Here is a 19,071-nt window from a genome sequence, read left to right on the forward strand (position 1 = left end):
TGACATGGCACGTGAAACGGCGGCCGGCGGGATCGCCCGCACCGGGACCGACGCCACCGGCGCGGCGGCAGATCTCCTGCGCGTGGAGCACCTCAACGTCGAGTTCCCCTCGCCCTCGGGTGGGTGGCAGACGACCGTCCAGGACGTCTCGTTCTCGCTCAAGCCGGGCGGGTCGATGGCGCTCGTCGGCGAGTCCGGCTCGGGCAAGACGGTGACGTCGGTCGCGGTGATGGGCCTGACCGGGGCCACTGGCGGGCGGATCGCCTCGGGCCGGATCGTCTTCGACGGCACGGACCTCACCGCGGGCACCCCGAAGCAGTGGCGGGACCTGCGCGGCCCCGGCATGGGCATGATCTTCCAGCAGCCGATCCGCAGCCTGAACCCGGCCTTCACCGTCGGGGACCAGATCGCGGAGTCGGTGCGCAAGCACCTCGGGATGAACCGCAAGCAGGCCCGGGCCCGCGCCGTCGAGATGCTCGAGATGGTGCAGATCCCGCGGGCGGCGCAGCGGGTCGATGAGTACCCGCACGCGTTCTCCGGCGGCATGTGCCAGCGCGTCATGATCGCGATGGTCATGGCGTGCAACCCGCGACTGCTCATCGCCGACGAGCCGACGACGGCGCTGGACGTGACGGTGCAGGAGCGGATCCTCGAGCTGCTGCGCGACCTGCAGGAGCAGACCGGTGTGGCGCTGCTGTTCGTCAGCCACGACCTCGCGGTGGTGGCCGAGCTGTGCCAGGAGGTGGTGGTCATGTACGCCGGCGAGGTGGCCGAGCGCGGGCCCGCGGAGAAGATCTTCTTCAACCCGCGCCACCCCTACACCTCGGGCCTGATCGGGTCGATCCCGAAGCCGGGCCTGGGCACCGGCCGGCGGCTGCGCGCGATTCCCGGTGGCATCCCGGCCCCCGGCGCCTGGCCGCACGGGTGCCGGTTCAGCAGCCGGTGCGAGTTCGCCGAGCCGGGGCGGTGCGACGTGGCCCACCCGGGCCTGGTCCGTGTCGACGGCGCCGCCGAGCACGATGCGCGGTGCGTGCGTGTCGGGGAGCTCTCTCTGGATGGAGTGACGGTCTGATGAGTCTGCTCGAGGTCGAGAACCTCACGAAGTCGTTCAGCTCCGGCCGCGACTGGCTCGGCCGGCGCACGAAGTGGTCGCACGCGGTCAAAGGGGTGAGCTTCACCCTGGAGCGCGGTGAGTGCCTCGCGGTCGTCGGTGAGTCCGGTGCGGGCAAGTCGACGGTCGGGCGCATGGTGCTGCGCCTCATCGAGCCGGACTCCGGGTCGGTGACCTTCGACGGCATCGACGTGCTGGCCATGAAGCCGAAGCAGCTGCGCGGGCTGCGCCAGCGGATGCAGATGATCTTCCAGGACCCGTACAGTTCGCTCGACCCGCGGATGACGATCAAGGACGCGGTCGCCGAGCCGCTCATGGTCCATACCGACAAGGACCGGGCCACGCGTGAGCGGGAGGCGGTAGAACTGCTCGACAAGGTCGGCATCGGCTCGCGCTACCTGGGGCGCTACCCGGCCGAACTGTCCGGCGGGCAGCTGCAGCGGGTCGCGATCGCGCGGGCCCTGACGATGAAGCCGAGCCTCATCGTGTGCGACGAGCCGGTCGCGGCGCTGGACGTGTCGGTGCGGGCACAGGTGCTCAACCTGCTCCTGGACCTGCAGGAGGAGCTGGGCCTGGCGTACCTGTTCGTCTGTCACGACCTGGCACTCGTCGAGGTCATCGCCGACCGGGTCATGGTGATGGCATCCGGTGAGGTCGTGGAGTCCGACGCGACGGAGCGGATCTTCGCCGACCCGCAGCAGGAGTACACCAAGAAGCTGCTCGCGGCGATCCCGGTGCCGCTGCCGCGTGACGCGCGGGGCAACCGGCTCGTCGCGCCGGGAACGGTGGGCTGAGCGATGACTGCCACGACGGGACCGACACGCACGCAGCTGCTCGCGCGGTTCGCGACCACGACCCGCGACGAGGACATCCCCGAACCGGTGCGGGACTACGGCAAGCTCGTCCTGCTCGACTCCCTCGTCTGCGGTCTGGCGGCGGTGCGGCTGCGGCGCAGCCGCATGGTGCAGCAGGTCGCCGCCCGGTTCGGCGGCCCGGCCGAGGCGACGGTGTTCGGGCTGGGGCAGCGGGTCGCGGCGATCAACGCCGCTCACGCCAACGCGGACATGATGAACGCGCTGGACGCCGACGACACCTTCTTCAACTCGGCGCACTTCGCGGTGTTCGGGGTCGCGGCCGGACTGGCCGAGGCCGAGCGGCTGCACGCGGGCGGGGCGAGCCTGTTGCGCGCGAGCATCCTCGCCTTCGAGATCAACGCGCGGCTGAACCTGTCGACCTCGCTCATGGCCTTCGAGAACGGGCAGTTCCGCTGGTCGCCGCTGTCGTCGCACGGCTACGCCTCGATGGGCACGGCCGCGGCGTGCGCCGTCGTCGGCGGCTGGGAGCCGGAGCGCCTGACCCACGCGCTCGGCCTGACCGCCTGGCTGGCCCCGCCGGCGAAGAACTCCTACATGGCCGAGCGGCGCTCGTTCAACGCGTTCAAGTACGGCCCGTACGGCGCGATCGCGCACGCCGGGATGCTCGGCGCGGCGCTCGCCGAGGAGGGGTACACGGGCGACCTGGACGTGCTGGACCGCACCCCGGGCTTCATCGAGGCGATGGGCTTCCTCGGGGGTGAGCGGCACGAGATGGTCGCCGGCCTGGGGTCGAAGTGGTGGATCAGCGAGACCTCGCTCAAGCCGTACCCGACGTGCCGCTTCACCCACGCCGCGCTCGACGCGATCCGCGCGTTCCCGACCAGCCACGGGGTGCCGGTGTCGCAGATCGAGTCCATGGAGATCCGGCTGAGCCCGGCGGCCTACCGGACGTTGCAGTTCCGGGAACCGGCTCAGCAGATCCCGGACACGCTCGGCGCGCCGCTGGACGGTGCCTTCAACATGCCGTACGCCGCGGCGCTGGTGTTGCTCGGGAACGCCCCGGGCCCGCACTGGTACGACCCGCAGCGGCTGGCCGACCCCGCGGTGTGGGACCTGGCGCGGCGGATCACCACGGCGCCGGACCCGGTGCTCGACGCCGAGTGGGAGGCCGACCTCCGGGAGCATCCGGGCGGACAGATCCGCCGGACGCGGGGTGCGCTGACGATCCGGGCCGGTGGCCGCGAGTACGTCATCGAGTCGGACTTCGCCCAGGGTGACCCGTGGGACGAGGCGACCCGCGCGGACTGGGACTTCGTGGCCGGCAAGCTGGCCACGTTCTGCGACGGGATTCTCGATGCGGGCTCGCAGGAGCAGCTCGTCGAGGTGGTCCGGGGCATCGAGGACGTCGCCGACGTCACCGAGACGCTGTCACCGTTGCTGGCCCGCGCGCGATGAGCCGGGAGGACCGCATCGGTGCGCAGACGAGGTCGTTCGCCTCGTACGGCCGGCCGTGGCTGGTGGTCATCCGCGGGCCGCGGGGGATGGCGTTCGACCGGTTTCTCGTGCGCTGGACCGGCTTCTCGCTCGTGTCGTTGCAGTACGCGCTGGCGGGCCGGTTCCGGTACAACCCCACGCTGCTGCTGACGACGGTGGGCCGTCGCTCCGGGCAGCTGCGCGACGCGGCGCTGCCGTACGTGCCGCACGGGCCGGATCTGGTGGTCGTCGGGTCCAAGGGAGGCGGCCCCACGGATCCGGCCTGGGTGGTCAATGCGCGCCACCACGAACTGTGCTGGATCGTGTTGCGCCGCAAGACGATCGCGGTGCGGGCGCGGGTGACCGACGGGGAGCGTGACCCGGAGCTGTTGGCGCACGTCGTGGCGTACAAGCCGAACGTGGCGCGCTACGTCGAACGGGCGGCGGGCTTCGGCCGGCAGATCCCGCTCGTCGTGCTGTCCGCCGTGTCGGGCAAGTCGCTCACCTGACGTCTCAGCCGGTCGTGAGGACGATCCGCCCGACGAAGTCGGACGCCTCCAGCTGGTCGTGCGCGGCCGCGGCCCGCTCGAGCGGATGCGTGGCGGCGATCGCGGGGGCGGCGGTCACGGACGAGAGGGCGAGGGCCTCGCGCAGCTGCCGGGCCACCGCCTCGGGCCCGGGCCGCCCGATGCCGCGCAGCGTCCAGCCCTTGACCATGAGCCGGCCCAGGTGCAGGTGGGCGTGGCTGTCGGCGGTGACACCACAGGTGACCAGCCGCCCGCCGGGGGCGAGGACCCTGAGCACGTCGGACCACAAGGTGCCGCCGACCGACTCGACGATGACGTCGGCCTCGCCGCCGGGCAGGGCGGCACGCAGCGAGTCCACGAAGTCCGGGCGGTAGTGGTCCACGGCGTCGAGGGCGCCGAGGGCGCGCACGGCGTCGGCCTTCGCCGGGGCGCTGGTGCCGACGACGCGCGCGCCCAGGTGGTGGGCGTACTGGACGGCGAAGGTGCCGACGGCGCCGGCGGCCGCGACGACGAGGACCCGGTCGCCGGGGCGCACCCCGGCGAGGTTGACCACCGCGTCGTAGGCGGTGCGTCCGGCGGTGGGCACCGCGGCGGCGTGGACGGCGTCGAGCGCGGCCGGCCGCGGGAAGCAGTGGGTGGCCGGGACGACGGCGAGCTCGGCGTGGGTGCCGGTGGTCAGCCCGACGATCGCGTCGCCGGCAGCGAAGCCGGTGACGCCGGGACCGGTCCGTACGACGGTGCCGGCGACGTCCCGGCCGAGGATCGTCGGCCCGGTGACCGCCATGCCGTGCGTGCCGCGGCGGATGTAGGTGTCGACCCGGTCCAGGCTCGCTGCCTGGACCCGCACGAGCACCTGGCCGGGGCCGGGCGTCGGGGCGTCGAGCTGGCCGAGACGCAGGCTGTCGGGGGAGCCGGAGTCGGCGACGTAGCTGGCGAGCACGGGGCTCCTCTCAGGGCAGAGCGAGGGTGGCGGAGGCGATGACGTGGTCACCGAGGCTGTTGGTACCGCGGACGTCGACGGTGACGTGCGTTCCCCCGACGGCCTCGGGCGCTCGCTTCGAGCCGGTGACGACACCGTCGAGGGTGAGGGTGTCGCCGGGGTGGTTCTGCGCGGCGAGGCGGGTGCGGAAGTCCACGACGCGGGCCTCCGGTCCGGCCCAGTCGGTGAGGTAGCAGTTGACCAGCGCGCTCGAGCCGAGGATGTTCATGTAGACGTCGCGGGCGCCTCGTTCGAGGGCCGCGTCGCGGTCGAGGTGCACGTCGTTGAAGTCGAAGGTCGCGGTGGCCAGCGCCGCGATCGACAGCTGGGTGACGGGGACCGGCCACGGGGCGAGGCGCTGCCCGGTGCTCACCTCGGCCCCGGTGCGGGTGCTCGCCCGGCGTTCGGGCCGCGGGGCGGTGAGTACCGGCAGGACCTGGCCGTCGAGGGTGCGTCGGTGGGCCACGACGACCGGCATGCCGTCGTGCACGAGGTCGGGCCGCAGGTCCACGACGTCTGCGCTGAGGCGGGTCCCGTCGGCGAGCTCGGCGGTGCCGACGAGGTAGGGGCGCTCGTTGAGCGGGTCGGCGGCGTAGCCGGGTTGCAGGTGCGCGGTCAGGGTGCCGGTCGTGCCGGCGGGCGGCGGGTCGGTCGGGGCGGTGCCGACCGGGCGCACGGGCCGGGCTAGGCGGTCCCCCCGGGTCGCCGGGGCCTCGGCCCGGGTCGCCGGATTCCAGCGCAGCATCCGCAGGACGACGCGTCCGACCGGCTCACCCTCCACGGTGCGGTAGTCGCTGACGAGGTCGACGAAGTGGCCCAGGCCGAGGCGCGTGGACTTCTGCGGGGAGACCGCGCCGATGGAGGGGAACTGCTCGAGGTGGTCGCCGGGGCGCAGCGGGCGCACGTAGGTGTGCTCCGTCTGCACCGCGGCCACCGAGGTGAAGCCGCGCTCGGCGAGCACCTCGTTGACCCGGTCGAGGCTCTCGGCGTGGCGGTGGCTGCGCCGGTTGCCCGGCAGGGTCCACATGTTCAGCGAGGTGGCCGGGGCCACGATGCCGCCCCAGGCGGAGCGCGCGGCCCACTCGGGGTCCTGGTAGGCGGGGTTCTCGTCGCCGACGGCGTCGCACCAGATGCGGATGGCCGCTTCGGTGATCGGGTCCTTGGCCCGCCGTGGCGGGTCGGTGAGGCCGATCAGGGCGTCGAGTCGGGCGCGGAAGTCCGCGTCGCCGGCGGTCATGGGGCTCCTTCGCGGACATCGATGTCAACCAAGCGCTTGCTTGACTGTAGTGATCGGGCGACCCTAGGGTCAAGGCCAGCGGCCGAGACGGGCCGCAGCGCCCACCCGCGAGAGGGCCGAGATGATCCCGAGCACCCCGCAGACCGCCACCCGCGCGTTCTTCTCATTCCCGAAGGTCACCGACGCCGCCCGCCACCGCGACTACAACGCGTGGCACCAGCTCGACCACCGCCCCGAGAACCTCGCCCTGCCCGCTGTCGTCCACGGCGACCGCTGGGTGCGCACCCCGGCCTGCGAGCGGCTCGGCAGCTATCCCGACGCCGCGCTCGCCGGCAGCCAGTACATGGCGATGTACTGGTTCGCCGAGCCGGCCGCCGCCGCGATCGCCGAGTGGAAGGACCTCGGCGACCGGGCGATCCACCAGGGCCGGCGTCCGGAGCTGGCCTGGACCGAGCGGCCGATGACCCGGATGTTCCGCCCCGTCCAGGGCTACGTGGCCCCCCGGGCCCTCGTCACCCTCGCGGCGCTGCCGTTCCGGCCCAACCGCGGGGTGCACGTCGAGGTGAGCCGGGTCGAGACCTCCCTGCGCCCCGACGTGGCCGACCTGTCCCAGTTCGAGCACGAGACCCAGGTGCCGGACCTGCTCGCGCGCGACGGCGTCGCGGGCGTGTGGACCTTCCGCAGCGCCCCGAGCGGCAGCGACCCCGCGGGACCGGTCGTGCGGATCCGGCTCACCTACCTCGAGGCCGACCCGGTCGAGTTCACGCGGGCGCTGGCCGCGGACCCGCTGCCGGCCCCGCCCGCGGCGCTCGCCGGCACGGCCACGCCGCTGCTCACCGGGCCCCTGGCCACCATCACGCCGTGGGCGTGGGACTGGTTCGACGAGCCCGTCGCCGCGGCCACGGACAGCGTGAGCGGGGCATGAGCGAGGCCGCCGGCGTGACCGGCCTGTTCGAGCGCTACGGGCCATGGGCGCTGGTCGTCGGCGGTTCCGAGGGGGTCGGCGCCGCCTTCGCCGAGCAACTGGCCCGGGCCGGCCTCGGCGTCGTGCTCGTCGCACGCAAGCCGGAGGCCCTCGAGGACGTCGCCGCCCGGGTCCGGGCCTGCGGGGCACCGTGCCGCGTGCTCGCACTGGACCTGCTCGACGCGGACGCGACCGCCAGGATCGTCGAAGCCGTCGCCGACCTCGACCTCGGCCTGCTCGTGCTCAATGCCGGCGCGAACACCTACCGCAGCCGCGTTGTCGAGGCGGATCTCGCCCGGGTTCAGGCCGTCATCGACCTCAACGTCACCCGCCCGCTGGAGCTCTGCCGGCGGCTCGGTGCCCGTCTCGCCGCCCGCGGCCGCGGCGGCATCCTCGTCGTCGGCTCCTCGGCCGGCTACCTCGGCCACGCCGACATCGGCATCTACGCCGCGGCCAAGTCCTTCGCCCGGATCTTCACCGAGGGTCTGTGGCTCGAGCTCGGAGAGGTCGGCGTCGACGTGCTGCACCTCGTGCTCGGGCTCACGGCCACCCCCGCGATGCGCCGGGCCGGCCTCGACCTGACCGGCGCGGCCGACCCGGCCGACGTCGCCGCCCAGGGGCTGGCCGCCATGGGTACCGGCCCGGTGCACGTCGTGCGCCAGCAGGCCGAGATCGTGGCGCGGCGCTGCGGCCTGGACCGGGCCGCCCTCGTCGCCGGCAACTCCAGCGGGATGCGCGCGATGCTCGGCGGGCCGAGCCCCGATCCGAGCTGAGGGCCCGAGCCCGGCGGCCCGGACCGGCGAGTCAGGACCCGATGCGCGGGTCCGGCTCGCCGGCCCTCGCAGCCGGACCGTCGGCCGGCCACGGGCGGCTGACCGGGTCGGACCCGTCGCGGGCTCCTCGCAGCGAGGCCTCGGGGATCGGCCACTGCCCGGCGAGGTCGTCGACCCGCTGCCACTCCGAGACGGTGAGACGTTCCTGCACCCGCCACTCACCCGCGCGCCGGGTGACGAGGTCGACGTAGCGGAACCCGCTGACGATGTTGCCGTGCGGCGGCTCGGATGTGCTGCGCTGCAACGCGATACCGTACGTCTCGGCCCGGGCCCGGTCCGGCCGTGCCGGGTCGAACTCGACCAGGACGTTGGTCAGGTAGTGCATCGTCATGGTGCGCCGCGCCACGAGCGTGAAGACCACGTCCAGCGTGGTGTCCCGGTCGGCCACGGTCCCGCCGAGGGTGATCCGGGCGTCCGGGTGGAAGGCGCTCGCGGCGAGGTCCCGGTCCATCCGGTCCACCCCGCGCGCGTAGCGCAGCAGGGCCCGCTCGATGGCCCGCTCGGCGAGCAGCACGTCCAGCTCGGCCGGGCCGGACGGCAAGGACCGGGGCGGCCCGGCCACCGAAGGCTCGGGTGTGGTCCGGGGGGACTGGTCGGTCACGAGGAACTCCTGGAACGTGGGCGGTGGACGGCGGAGGGGTCAGTCGAGCCGCGGCACGGGGGAGTCGCTGCCGCGACGACGCAACCGCACCAGCACCGTGATGGCCACCGTCAGGCACGCGGCGGCATAGAGCAGGAAGGCGGTCGCGGAGCCGAACCACGTGCTCAGCCCGCCGAGCAGGAGGGCGCCGAACGGCATACCGCCCCAGCCGAGGAAGTAGAGGCTCATCGCTCGGCCGCGCTGCGCGTCGTCGACGACCCGCTGGACCACCGTCTGCAGGGTGACCATGGTGCCGATGCTGAACGCGCCGCACAGCAGCGAGGCGCCCGCGAGAACGGGCACCGTCGGCGCCGTGCCGAGCAGGGCGGTGCTCCCGGCGAGCAGGCCGAGGATGACCGCGGCGTGCCACACGGTCGCGACGCGCTCGGAGAGCCGGGCGACGACGAGGACCCCGAGCAGTGAACCCAGCCCCGTCAGGGCGACGAGCATGGGGAAGACCGTCTCCGGGTGGTCCGAGACCGAGCCCGCCCGGACGGCGAGCTGCGTCGTGAAGGCGCAGCCGAAGAACGCGTTGACCCCGACGATGGTCAGGCAGAGCGCGGCCGGTGGCCGATCCCGGGCGTGCCGGAGGCCGGCGCGGACCTGCGCAGCCAGGCTCTCGCGGACCACCGGGGTGACGGGCGGGACGCGACGGGTCCGGATGGCGAGCGCGGCCGTGGCCGCGGCGAGGCTGAGCATGGCATACATCACGAACGTGCCCAGCGTTCCCCAGGCCACCAGGATCAGCCCGGCGACCGCGGGGCCGATCGAGCGGGCGAGGTTGAGCCCGGCGGCCTGCAGCGGGACGGCGTTGCCGAGCGCCTCGGCCGGGACGGTGTTGGCCACCAGGGCCTGGGTCACCGGGGACAGGAAGCTGATCCCGGTGCCGGCGAGGAAGGCGAGCACGAGCAGCACGGGCACATCGACGACCTTGGCCGCGGTCGTCGCCGCGCAGACCCCGGCCAGGACACTGACCGCCAGGAGCACGCCGATCTGCAGCCGCCGGCGGTCGAAGGCGTCGGCGAGCACCCCGGCCGGGATGGAGAAGAGCGTGTACGGCACGAGCAGGCAGAAGAAGAGCGCGCCCATCGTCGCCGGGGTGCCGTCGACCTCGGTGAGCACCGACTGGAAGGCGATGTTGCAGCCCCAGTAGCCGGCCTGGGACAGCACCAGGGTCAGCAGCACGAAGCGGAAGTCTCGGAATCGCAGGGCCGAGAACATCGCCACGTCGTCGCCATCCTTTTCGTCGGTTGCCCGCACCCTACCAAGCGCTTGCTTGCGTGGCCAGTACCGGATGTGGTTGTCTGACCGCATCTCGAGTGAAAGGGCACGTCGTGAGGGGCTTCTGCGCAGGGCGAACGGTGATCGTGACCGGTGCTGGACAGGGACTGGGCCGGGCCCACGCCCTCGAGTTCGCCCGGCAGGGCGCCGACGTCGTCGTCAACGACGTCGAAAGCAGCCGGGCGGCGGCCCAGGCCGTCGCCGACGAGATCCTCGCGTCCGGCGGCCGGGCGGTCGTCAGCACCGGCGACGTCAGCGACTGGGCCTACGGTGAGCGCCTCGTGCGCGAGACCGTCGAGACCTTCGGCGGGCTGCACACCCTCGTCAACAACGCCGGCATCAACCGCGACCGGATGCTGGTCAACATGAGCGAGCAGGAATGGGACCTCGTCCTGCGGGTTGACCTCAAGGGCCACTTCGTCCCGATGCGCCACGCCGCCGCCTACTGGCGGGACGAGGCCAAGGCCGGCCGCCAGGTCGCCGCGCGCGTCGTCAACACGTCCTCGGGCGCCGGGCTCATGGGCAGCGTCGGGCAGGGCAACTACGGCGCCGCCAAGGCCGGGATCGCCGCCCTGACCCAGATCGCGGCCGCCGAGTGGGCCCGCTACGGCATCGTCGTCAATGCGATCGCCCCTTCGGCCCGCACCCCGATGACCGAGGCCGTCTTCGCCGAGGCGATGGCCGCCCCCGAGACGGGCTTCGACGCGATGGACCCGGCGAACGTCTCGCCCCTCGTGGTCTGGCTCGGTTCCGACGCCGCGCGGGCCGTGACCGGGGCCGTCTTCGAGGTGGCCGGCGGTGAGGTCTCGCTCGCCGACGGCTGGCGCCACGGGCCGGCCGCCAGCAAGGGCGAGCGATGGGAGCCGGAAGAGCTCACCGCCGCGATCGCCGACCTCATCGCCCGTTCCGAGCCGCCGACCCCCGTCTACGGCGCCTGACATGGGTGCGGACGCGGCGCCGGCCACCGGCGCACCCGTGAGCGACGAACAGTTCCGGGCCGAGATCCGCGGCTGGCTGCACGAGGCCCTCACCGGGCCGTTCGCGGAGGCCGTCGGCACCGGCGGGGAGGGGCGGGAGCACGAGGCGCACGAGCTGCGCCGCGAGTGGGAGCGCCACCTGGGCCGGGCCGGCTGGATCGGTCTCGGCTGGCCCAGCGAGTACGGCGGACGCCCGGCGAACCTGGCCCAGCAGGTCATCTTCCACGAGGAGTACGCCCGCGCCGGGGCCCCCGGCCGGCTCGGGCACATGTCCGAGCAACTGCTCGGACCGACCCTGCTCGCCTTCGGTACACCCGAGCAGAAGGCACGGTTCCTGCCCGGCATCACCAGCGGCGAGGACATCTGGTGCCAGGGCTACTCCGAGCCCGGCGCGGGCTCGGACCTCGCCGGGGTACGCACCCGCGCCGAACGCCGGGGCGAAACCTACGTCATCACCGGGCAGAAGGTGTGGACCTCGCTCGCGCACCTGGCCGACTGGTGCTTCGTGCTGTGCCGCACCGACCCCGGCTCGACTCGCCATGCCGGCCTGTCCTACCTGCTCGTGCCGATGGACCAGCCCGGCATCACGGTGCGCCCGATCACCCAGCTGACCGGCACGAGCGAGTTCAACGAGGTCTTCTTCGACGGGGCCGTCGCCGCCGCCGAGCACCGCGTCGGCGCCGAGGGGGAGGGCTGGAAGGTCGCCATGGGCACCTTGGGCTTCGAGCGCGGCGTGTCCACCCTCGGCCAGCAGATCGGTTTCCGCCGGCGTCTCGATGCCGTGATCGCCCGGGCTCACGAGAACGGCGCCTGGCAGGAGCCGGCGCTGCGTGACCGCCTCGTCGAGGCCTACATCGGGCTCCAGGTGATGCGGCACTCGGCCGTGCGATTGCTGGCCTCCGCCGGTGAAGGCGTGTCCGGCCTGGAGGCGTCGATCTCCAAGCTGCAATGGGCCACGTGGAACCGCTCGCTCGGCGAGCTCGCGGTCGACGTCGAAGGGGCCGGGGCGCTGCTCACCGGGCCCGGGTACGAGCTGGACGACGCCCAGACCCACTTCCTGTTCAGCCGAGCCAACACGATCTACGGCGGCTCCAACGAGATTCAGCGCAACATCATCGCCGAGCGCCTGCTCGGCCTGCCGCGATAGGTGGGGACGTTGACCGAAGCGAACACCGCCCCTCACCCGGTGGTCGAGGAGCTGGCCCAGATCCGCGCCTCCGTGGCCGAGGTGCTCGACGAGCGGGCCGACCTGCGCCGTACCCACGAGGTCATGGTCGGGGCGCAGGGCTACGACCCGCGGCTGCACGAGCTGCTCACGGCCGAGCTGGGCCTGCTCGGACTCGTCGTGCCCGAGCACCTCGGCGGGCTCGGCCTCGACGTGGGCGCCGCAACCGCCGTCATCGAGGAGCTCGGGGCCCGGCTCGTGCCCGGCGCGCTCGCGACGAGCCTCACCGCGATCCTCGCCGGCCGCGCCATCGGCCCGAGCGCCGAGCCCCTGCTGGCGCGCGTCGTGGAGGAGCAGCTGACCCTGGCCGTCGCACTCGCCGAGGACGGCGCGGGCTGGGACCTCGAGCAGACCGCCACCCGGGCCGGCGGCACCGGGGACGAGTGGGCGCTGAGCGGGGCCAAGACCCTCGTCGCCGGGGCCGAAGCCGCCCGGGTCGTCCTCGTCACCGCCCGGGACGGCGGCGGTGGGCTGGGCGTCTACGCCGTGGACCGGGCCGCCGACGGGGTGGACGTGCGGACCCACATGACGCTCGACCAGACCCGCCGGCTGAGCACGGTACATCTCCGCGAAGCCGCCGCCACCCGGGTCGACGCCCCCGGCGGCGAGGGGGCCCGGGTGCTGCTCGACCACGTGCGCGCCATGCTCGCCCTGGAGTCGGCCGCCGCCGCCCGCGCCTGCCTCGACCTCACCGTCGGGTACCTCAAGGTCCGCGAGCAGTTCGGCCGCCCGATCGGGTCGTTCCAGGCCCTCAAGCACCGCTGCGCCGACCTCGCCGTCGCCGTCGCCGGAGCGGGAGCCACGGCCGAGCACCTCGTCACAACGCTGCGCACCGGCGCCGCCACCCGCTCCCACGACGCGGCACTGGCCAAGCTCGTGTGCACCGACGCGCTGATGACCGTCGCGGCCGAGGCGATCCAGCTGCACGGTGGCATCGGGTTCACCTTCGAACACGACGCGCACCTGTTCTTCAAGCGCGGCAAGTCGGCCCAGCTGCTGGCCGGCTCCCCGCCGGCGGTTCGCGCCGAGGTGGCCGCGCTCGCCGGTCTCTGAGCCGGTGGCCGGCGTCCACGGCGGGCGGCAGCGCACGGCAGAGGGGGTCCACACGTCGGTGTGGACCCCCTCTTCTGCCGTGCGTACCCCGCCGGCTCAGCCGAGCGGACCGGTGCCGGGCGGCAGGGCGGCCAGGTGGCGCGACGGGATCTCGCCGCCGCCGCCGACGACGATCTCCGTGCCGGTGATGTAGCCGGTCAGCGGCGAGGCGAGCAACAGGCAGGCCGCGGCGACGTCGGCCGGGGTGGCCATCCGCCGCATGGGGATCGTCCGGGCCACGCGCTCCTGTCCCGCCTCGTCACCGTAGTAGAGGTGCGACAGCTCGGTCCGCACGAGACCGACCGTCACCTGGTTCACCCGCACGGCCGGCGCGAAGTCGATGCCGAGGCACCGGGTCAGCATCGTCAGGCCCGCCTTGGCGGCGGCGTACGCGGCCGTGTCCGGGGCCGGGTTGGCCCCGGCGACCGAGCCGATGTTGATGATCGTCCCGCCGCCCTGACGCTGCATGACCTCGTTGGCCGGCTGGGCGACGTAAAACGGAGCGAGCAGGTTGAGCGTGACGATCGCCGAGACGAAGCGGGGCGAGACCGTCGCGGTGTCGGCGTTCGGCGCGCCACCGGCGTTGTTGACCAGGATGTCGAGCCGGCCGAACCGGTCCACCGCCGCGGCGACGAGGGCCTTGGCCTGCTCCGGGTCCCGCACGTCCGACTGGACGAAGGCGGCCGAGCGTCCGCCGGCCTCGGGCAGCCGCTCGGGCTCGCTGCGGCCGCACACGAGCACCTGGGCCCCGGCCTCGAGGAACGTGCGGGTGATCTCGGCGCCGATGCCACGGGTGCCGCCGGTGACGAGGGCGACCTGGCCGGTCAGGTCGACGCCCCCGTGCGGCACGGGCGTGGTGCGGGACTGGGTCATCCGAGCCTCTCGATGATGGTCACGTTGGCCTGGCCGCCACCCTCGCACATCGTCTGCAGGCCGTAGCGGCCGCCGGTGCGCTCGAGCTCGTGCAGCAGGGTGGTCATGAGCCGGGCGCCGGTGGCACCGAGGGGATGACCCAGGGCGATGGCGCCGCCGTTGACGTTGACCCGCTCCGGGTCGGCCCCCGTCTCCTTGATCCAGGCGAGCACGACCGAGGCGAACGCCTCGTTGACCTCGAACAGGTCGATGTCCTCGATCGACAGCCCGGTGCGATCGAGGGCGTGGGCGGTGGCCGGGATCGGGGCGGTGAGCATCCACACCGGGTCGTCGGCGCGCACCGACAGGTGATGGATCCGGGCGCGTGGGGTCACCCCGTGCTCGGCCACGGCGCGCTCGCTCATGATGAGCAGCGCAGCCGCGCCGTCGCAGATCTGGCTCGCCACGGCGGCGGTGATCCGCCCGCCCGGGGTGAGCGGGTCGAGGGCGGCCATCTTCTCCAGGCTCGTGGACTCGCGCGGGCAGGTGTCGGTGTCGACATCGCCGACGGCGCGGATCTCACGGGCGAAGCGGCCCTCGCCGATGGCCCGCAGGGCCCGCTCGTGGCTGCGCAGGGCGAAGCGCTCCATGTCCTCTCGGCTGATGTCCCACTTCTCGGCGATCATCTCGGCCGAACGGAACTGCGAGATCTCCTCGTTGCCGTAGCGTTCGCGCCAGCCGGTGGACCCGGAGAAGGGGTTGTCGAAGCCGTACTGCTGCCCGCTGAGCATCGCGGCCGAGATGGGGATGGCGCTCATGTTCTGCACGCCCCCGGCGACGACGACGTCGTTGACTCCGGCCATGACCGCCATGGCGGCGAAGTGCACCGCCTGCTGGCTCGAGCCGCACTGCCGGTCCACGGTGACCCCGGGCACGTGCTGCGGGAGGCCGCCGGCGAGCCAGGCGGTGCGGGCGATGTCACCGGCTTGCGAGCCGATGGTGTCGACGCAGCCGAACACGACGTCTTCCACCGCGCCGGGGTCGACCCCCGAGGAGCGCATGAGACCGGTGAGCGCGGCGGCGCCCAGGTCGGCGGAGTGGATGCCGGCGAGCGCGCCGCCGCGTCGCGTGACGGGGGTGCGGACGGCGTCCACGATGTATGCCTCTGCCACCGAGTTCCCTTCCTGTGGCTGCCTCGCCGGCGGTGTGGCCGGCGTCGCCGTGCCAGTCTAGCAAGCGCTTGGTTGGTCGGCTACGATCCGTTCCTGACAAGGACCGGTTCCGCCTGAGGAGAGTGCGCGACGTGTTGACCACGATCCCCGCCCTGCTGCGGCAGGCCGCGCAGGACGCCGCCGACGTCGAGGCCCTCGTCGACGGCGACGTGCGGATGACCTTCGCCGAGCTCGACGCGGCCGTCACCCGCTTCGCCAGGGCCGCGGTCGCGCACGGTCTCGAGCCCGGGGACCGCGTCGTCGTCTGGGCCCCGAACAGCGCCGACTGGGTCGTCAGCGCCCTCGGCGTGCTGGCCGCCGGGGGCGTGCTGTGCCCCCTCAACACACGCTTCCGCGGGGAGGAGGCGCGGTACGCCATCGCCAAGGTCCAGGCCGCGATGGTCATCCTCGACGACACCTTTCTGGGCGCCGGCTACCTGGCCGCGCTGCGCGGCGACGGGCCGCCACCGGCCATCGGGCAGCCCGTGCCGCTGCTGCCCTCGGTGCGCACGGTCGTCGACCTGTCCGCCGGCCGCGAGCGGGCCGGTGACGGCGTGTGGTCCCTGGCCGACTTCACCGCGCCGGCCGGCCAGGTCGACCCCGGCATCATCGACGGACGGATCGCCGCCCTCGACCCCGAGGGCATGGCCGACATCCTGTTCACCTCGGGCACCACCGGCTACCCCAAGGGTGCGATGGTGTCGCACGCCTCGAACCTGCGCGTCGACCTGGAGTGGGCCCGGCTCGTCGGGCTGCGGCGCGGCGACCGCTACCTCATGGTCAACCCGTTCTTCCACAGCTTCGGCTACCGGGCCGGCATCCTGGCCTGCCTGCTCATGCGCGCCACGATCATCCCGGTCGCCGTGTTCCACGTCGAGACCGTGCTGCGCCTCGTCGAGCGGGAGCGCGTAACCGTCTTCCCCGGCGCGCCCACCGTCTACAGCTCCCTGCTCGAGCACCCCGGCCTCGGCGCCTACGACCTCAGCTCCGTGCGCCTGGCCGTCACCGGGGCCACGGTCGTGCCGGTCCCGCTGCTGCACCGGATGCGCGAGGAGCTCGGCTTCCGCGACGTCATCACCGCCTACGGGCTGACCGAGACGTGCGGCACCGCGACCGTGTGCCCGCCCGACACCGACCTCGAGCGGATCTCGACAAGCTGCGGACGGGCGATCCCGGGTACCGAGCTGCGGATCGCCGGTGCCGACGGGCAGACGCTGCCGGCCGGGGAGGCCGGCGAGGTCCTCGTGCGCGGTTACAACGTGATGCTGGGCTACTTCGAGGACCCGGCCGCCACCGCGGAGGTCATCGACGAGGACGGCTGGCTGCACACCGGTGACGTCGGCTGGGTCGACGAGGACGGGTACCTTCGCATCACCGACCGGATCAAGGACGTCTACATGAACGGGGGCTTCAACGTCTACCCCGCCGAGGTCGAGCGCGTGCTGCGCGAGCACCCCGCGGTCTCCGACGTCGCCGTCGTCGGGGTCCCCGACCCGCGGATGGGTGAGGTCGGCAGCGCCTTCGTGCAGACCGTTCCCGACTGGAGCGGGGACGAGTCGGCGCTCGTCGACGCGCTCGCGCAGTGGTGCCGGGACCGGCTGGCCAACTTCAAGCGCCCCCGCAGCTACAGTATCGTCGAGACCCTGCCGCGAACGCCGAGCGGGAAGATCCAGAAGTTCAAGCTCACCCGGTGAGCCCGGCGTTCGCGGGCCGCGCGGAACGTCGGCCGGGCGAGGGTCAGCGCCGGCGCAGCGCGGCCGCGAGGGTCGCCGCCCGGCCCGCGAGGGCGGCCGCCTGCCCGGCGAACGAGGCCGCGGTGCGGTCGCCGCCGCTCATCGCGCCCTGGGCGACCCTGGTGTGCACGCCCTCGATGATGCACGCGGTCTTCCACCAGTTGAAGGCGATGAAGTACTCGATCCGGGCCAGGTCGGTGCCGGTGGCGGCGCAGTACCGGGCGAGCAGCTCGTCCCGGGTCGAGAAGCCGGGCAGGACCGTGGCCGGGTCGTGCAGCGCACGGGCCTCGTCTTCGGCCTGCGCCCAGTAGACGAGCAGCTGGCCGACGTCGGCCAGGGGGTCCCCGACCGTGGTCAGCTCCCAGTCGAGCACACCCTGCACCCGCCACTGGTGGTCGAGCACGCAGTTGTCGAGGCGGAAGTCCCCGTGCACGATCCCCGAGCGGGACTGCTCGGGGGCCGTGGCCACGAGGTGCTCGTGCGCGGTGTGCAGATCGGGCAGGTCGCGGATCCTGGTCCGCCGCCAGTTCTCGTGCCAGCGCCCGAGCTGGCGGGTGAGGTAGTCACGGCGATGGGCCAGACCCCCCAGTCCGGCGAGCTGCGGATCGAGGCCGTGCAGGGCCGCGAGGGCGTCGACCAGTGTCGGGCCGATGAGCGCGCGGTCGGCCTCGGTGGTGTGCCGCGCAACGTCGGCGGGGCTGCGCAGGATCGTGCCGTCGAGGTGCTCGAGCACGACGAGCGGAGCGCCGGCCACTTCGCCCGTCTCCTCGACGGCGAGCACTCGCGGCGCCGGGAGGTGGCCGTGCAGGCCCCGCAGGATTCGCGCTTCGCGCAGCACGTCGTGCGCGGTGGCGGGGTGGTTGCCGAGCGGTGGGCGTCGCAGCACGACGACCCGGCCGGTCGCGTCGGTGGTCCGGTAGGTGAGGTTGGAGCGCCCCCCGGCGATGAGCTCGTGTCGCAGGTCCCCCTGGAGCTCGGGCACGGCGCGGCTGAGCCAGGCGTCGACCCCCGCCGGGAGCCCGGCGGGCCGGGTGGTGCCCGTCGGGACCGGAGCCGTCCGGGCGTTACCTGCTGCTGTCATGGGAGCGCCTCCTCGTCGTCGGACGAGTGTAGCAAGCGCTTGGTTGGTTCGATATGCTCGCGACACCTCCTGCCCGTGGTGGAGGCGCGCGTTCGGCCGTGGGGTCGTCGTCGGCGCCGCCGGCGCCGCCGGCGGGCTGAGGCCGGATGTCCGGGGCCGACGTGCCCGGCACCGGAGCCTGTGCGACCTACATCCGAACGATCCCCGAACCGACAGGAGCCCGATGCCCGCCACGATCAACCCGACCTGTGTCAGTGGCATGGCCGCGATGTCCTGGGCGCTGCCCGCGGAGATCGCGATGTACCGGCGCACCGGCACCGACCTCGTCGGCCTGCAGTGCGGCAAGGTCGCCGCCTTCGGTGTGCCGGCCCTCGGCGACCTGATCGCCGAGCACGGCGTAGGCCTCGGCTACCTCGTGCAGGCCTTCACCGCGCACCCGGACGACGAGCCGGGCTGGGCGCGGCAGGTCGCGGCGCTGCAGGCCGGCGTGGTCAACGCCCGTACGCTCGGGGCCGACCTCGTCTACCTCACGTCGGGCCCGTCGGCCCACCTGACGTGGGAGGAGGCGGCCGAGCGGTTCGCCGAGCGGATCGCCCCGGTCGTGGCCACCGCCCGCGAGCACGGGGTGCGCCTCGGCGTGGAGAACACCCTGCCGTTCAGGTGCGATCTCAGCTTCACCCACACCGCGCGGGACGCCCTCGCCCTGGCCGACCTGTGCGGCATCGGCATCTGCCTCGACCTCTACTGCTGCTGGCAGGAGCGGGGCCTGACCGACCTGGTCCGCGAGCGGGTCGGGCAGATCGAGATCCTGCAGGTCTCCGACTTCCGGGTCGGCACCTCGACCTTCCCGAATCGGTGGGTGCCCGGGGACGCCGACCTGCCGATGGCCGCGCTGCTGGGGACCGTCCTGCGGGCCGGCTACGCCGGCATCGTCGACGTCGAGCTGCTCGGCCCGGCCATCGAGGCCGAAGGCGCCGAGTCGGCGGTGACCCGCTCGATCGCGTGGATGCGCGAGCAGATCGCGGCGGCGCGGCCCTGAG

Annotated in this window: 18 protein-coding genes; 11 read left to right on the forward strand and 7 right to left on the reverse strand. The window is 73.5% G+C overall.

Going from position 1 to position 19,071, the window contains the following annotated elements; genetic code table 11:
• Positions 1 to 4: 4 nt before the first annotated feature.
• Genes ACQP1P_RS15050 through ACQP1P_RS15065 form a run of 4 tightly spaced genes read left to right on the forward strand, consistent with a single transcriptional unit; the run spans position 5 to position 3,908 of the window.
• On the forward strand, positions 5 to 1,072 hold the full coding sequence (locus tag ACQP1P_RS15050; RefSeq protein WP_433087120.1) for an ABC transporter ATP-binding protein: 1,068 nt from the start codon (positions 5 to 7) through the stop codon (positions 1,070 to 1,072).
• Positions 1,072 to 1,905, forward strand: coding sequence for an ATP-binding cassette domain-containing protein (locus ACQP1P_RS15055; RefSeq protein WP_433087122.1), 834 nt, complete (start codon positions 1,072 to 1,074; stop codon positions 1,903 to 1,905). The genes ACQP1P_RS15050 and ACQP1P_RS15055 overlap by 1 nt, the downstream gene beginning before the upstream one ends.
• A 3-nt stretch (positions 1,906 to 1,908) precedes the next feature.
• Entirely contained in the window at positions 1,909 to 3,381 is a 1,473-nt protein-coding gene (locus ACQP1P_RS15060; RefSeq protein ID WP_433087124.1) for an MmgE/PrpD family protein, read from the forward strand.
• A complete protein-coding gene (locus tag ACQP1P_RS15065; RefSeq protein WP_433087126.1) occupies positions 3,378 to 3,908 on the forward strand; it encodes a nitroreductase/quinone reductase family protein in 531 nt (176 codons plus the stop codon). Before ACQP1P_RS15060 ends, ACQP1P_RS15065 begins: the two co-directional genes overlap by 4 nt.
• A 4-nt stretch (positions 3,909 to 3,912) precedes the next feature.
• Here ACQP1P_RS15065 and ACQP1P_RS15070 read toward each other — a convergent pair whose 3' ends face one another.
• Positions 3,913 to 4,866 carry a quinone oxidoreductase family protein gene (locus ACQP1P_RS15070; protein ID WP_433087128.1) on the reverse strand — a complete coding sequence of 318 codons (954 nt, stop codon included), beginning with the start codon at positions 4,864 to 4,866 and terminating at the stop codon, positions 3,913 to 3,915.
• A gap of 10 nt (positions 4,867 to 4,876) precedes the next feature.
• Complete coding sequence (locus tag ACQP1P_RS15075; RefSeq protein ID WP_433087130.1) at positions 4,877 to 6,142, reverse strand: FAS1-like dehydratase domain-containing protein; 1,266 nt, start codon at positions 6,140 to 6,142, stop codon at positions 4,877 to 4,879.
• 121 nt (positions 6,143 to 6,263) lie between these two features.
• Here ACQP1P_RS15075 and ACQP1P_RS15080 point away from each other — a divergent pair, with 121 nt between their 5' ends.
• Entirely contained in the window at positions 6,264 to 7,067 is an 804-nt protein-coding gene (locus tag ACQP1P_RS15080; RefSeq protein ID WP_433087132.1) for a hypothetical protein, read from the forward strand.
• A complete protein-coding gene (locus tag ACQP1P_RS15085; RefSeq protein ID WP_433087134.1) occupies positions 7,064 to 7,879 on the forward strand; it encodes an SDR family NAD(P)-dependent oxidoreductase in 816 nt (271 codons plus the stop codon). Before ACQP1P_RS15080 ends, ACQP1P_RS15085 begins: the two co-directional genes overlap by 4 nt.
• 31 nt (positions 7,880 to 7,910) lie before the next feature.
• On the opposite strand, the gene ACQP1P_RS15090 is transcribed toward ACQP1P_RS15085, so the two are convergent.
• Entirely contained in the window at positions 7,911 to 8,540 is a 630-nt protein-coding gene (locus tag ACQP1P_RS15090; RefSeq protein WP_433087136.1) for a nuclear transport factor 2 family protein, read from the reverse strand.
• A 39-nt stretch (positions 8,541 to 8,579) separates the two neighbouring features.
• Positions 8,580 to 9,800 carry an MFS transporter gene (locus tag ACQP1P_RS15095; RefSeq protein ID WP_433090007.1) on the reverse strand — a complete coding sequence of 407 codons (1,221 nt, stop codon included), beginning with the start codon at positions 9,798 to 9,800 and terminating at the stop codon, positions 8,580 to 8,582.
• 146 nt (positions 9,801 to 9,946) lie between these two features.
• Here ACQP1P_RS15095 and ACQP1P_RS15100 point away from each other — a divergent pair, with 146 nt between their 5' ends.
• From ACQP1P_RS15100 to ACQP1P_RS15110, 3 genes are read left to right on the forward strand one after another with little or no spacing between them, the layout of a single operon-like run.
• Complete coding sequence (locus tag ACQP1P_RS15100; protein ID WP_433087138.1) at positions 9,947 to 10,798, forward strand: SDR family oxidoreductase; 852 nt, start codon at positions 9,947 to 9,949, stop codon at positions 10,796 to 10,798.
• Between the two features lie 37 nt (positions 10,799 to 10,835).
• Entirely contained in the window at positions 10,836 to 11,984 is a 1,149-nt protein-coding gene (locus tag ACQP1P_RS15105; protein ID WP_433087140.1) for an acyl-CoA dehydrogenase family protein, read from the forward strand.
• 9 nt (positions 11,985 to 11,993) lie between these two features.
• Complete coding sequence (locus ACQP1P_RS15110) at positions 11,994 to 13,115, forward strand: acyl-CoA dehydrogenase family protein (RefSeq protein WP_433087142.1); 1,122 nt, start codon at positions 11,994 to 11,996, stop codon at positions 13,113 to 13,115.
• A gap of 96 nt (positions 13,116 to 13,211) precedes the next feature.
• Here the strand turns inward: ACQP1P_RS15110 and ACQP1P_RS15115 are convergent, their stop codons facing one another.
• Positions 13,212 to 14,027 (reverse strand): SDR family oxidoreductase, encoded by an 816-nt coding sequence (locus ACQP1P_RS15115; protein ID WP_433087144.1) that lies wholly within the window; start codon positions 14,025 to 14,027, stop codon positions 13,212 to 13,214.
• The gene (locus ACQP1P_RS15120) at positions 14,024 to 15,178 is read right to left on the reverse strand and encodes an acetyl-CoA C-acetyltransferase (protein WP_433087146.1); all 1,155 of its coding nucleotides are present in this window, start codon (positions 15,176 to 15,178) and stop codon (positions 14,024 to 14,026) included. Before ACQP1P_RS15120 ends, ACQP1P_RS15115 begins: the two co-directional genes overlap by 4 nt.
• A 131-nt stretch (positions 15,179 to 15,309) precedes the next feature.
• On the opposite strand from ACQP1P_RS15120, the gene ACQP1P_RS15125 reads away from it, so the two are divergent.
• Positions 15,310 to 16,911 carry a FadD3 family acyl-CoA ligase gene (locus tag ACQP1P_RS15125; RefSeq protein ID WP_433087148.1) on the forward strand — a complete coding sequence of 534 codons (1,602 nt, stop codon included), beginning with the start codon at positions 15,310 to 15,312 and terminating at the stop codon, positions 16,909 to 16,911.
• Between the two features lie 43 nt (positions 16,912 to 16,954).
• On the opposite strand, the gene ACQP1P_RS15130 is transcribed toward ACQP1P_RS15125, so the two are convergent.
• Positions 16,955 to 18,031 (reverse strand): phosphotransferase family protein, encoded by a 1,077-nt coding sequence (locus ACQP1P_RS15130; RefSeq protein WP_433087150.1) that lies wholly within the window; start codon positions 18,029 to 18,031, stop codon positions 16,955 to 16,957.
• 223 nt (positions 18,032 to 18,254) lie between these two features.
• Here ACQP1P_RS15130 and ACQP1P_RS15135 point away from each other — a divergent pair, with 223 nt between their 5' ends.
• Entirely contained in the window at positions 18,255 to 19,070 is an 816-nt protein-coding gene (locus ACQP1P_RS15135; RefSeq protein ID WP_433087152.1) for a sugar phosphate isomerase/epimerase family protein, read from the forward strand.
• Position 19,071: the final 1 nt, after the last annotated feature.

The organism is Dactylosporangium sp. CA-052675, from assembly GCF_050947935.1.
Taxonomy (GTDB): domain Bacteria; phylum Actinomycetota; class Actinomycetes; order Mycobacteriales; family Micromonosporaceae; genus Dactylosporangium.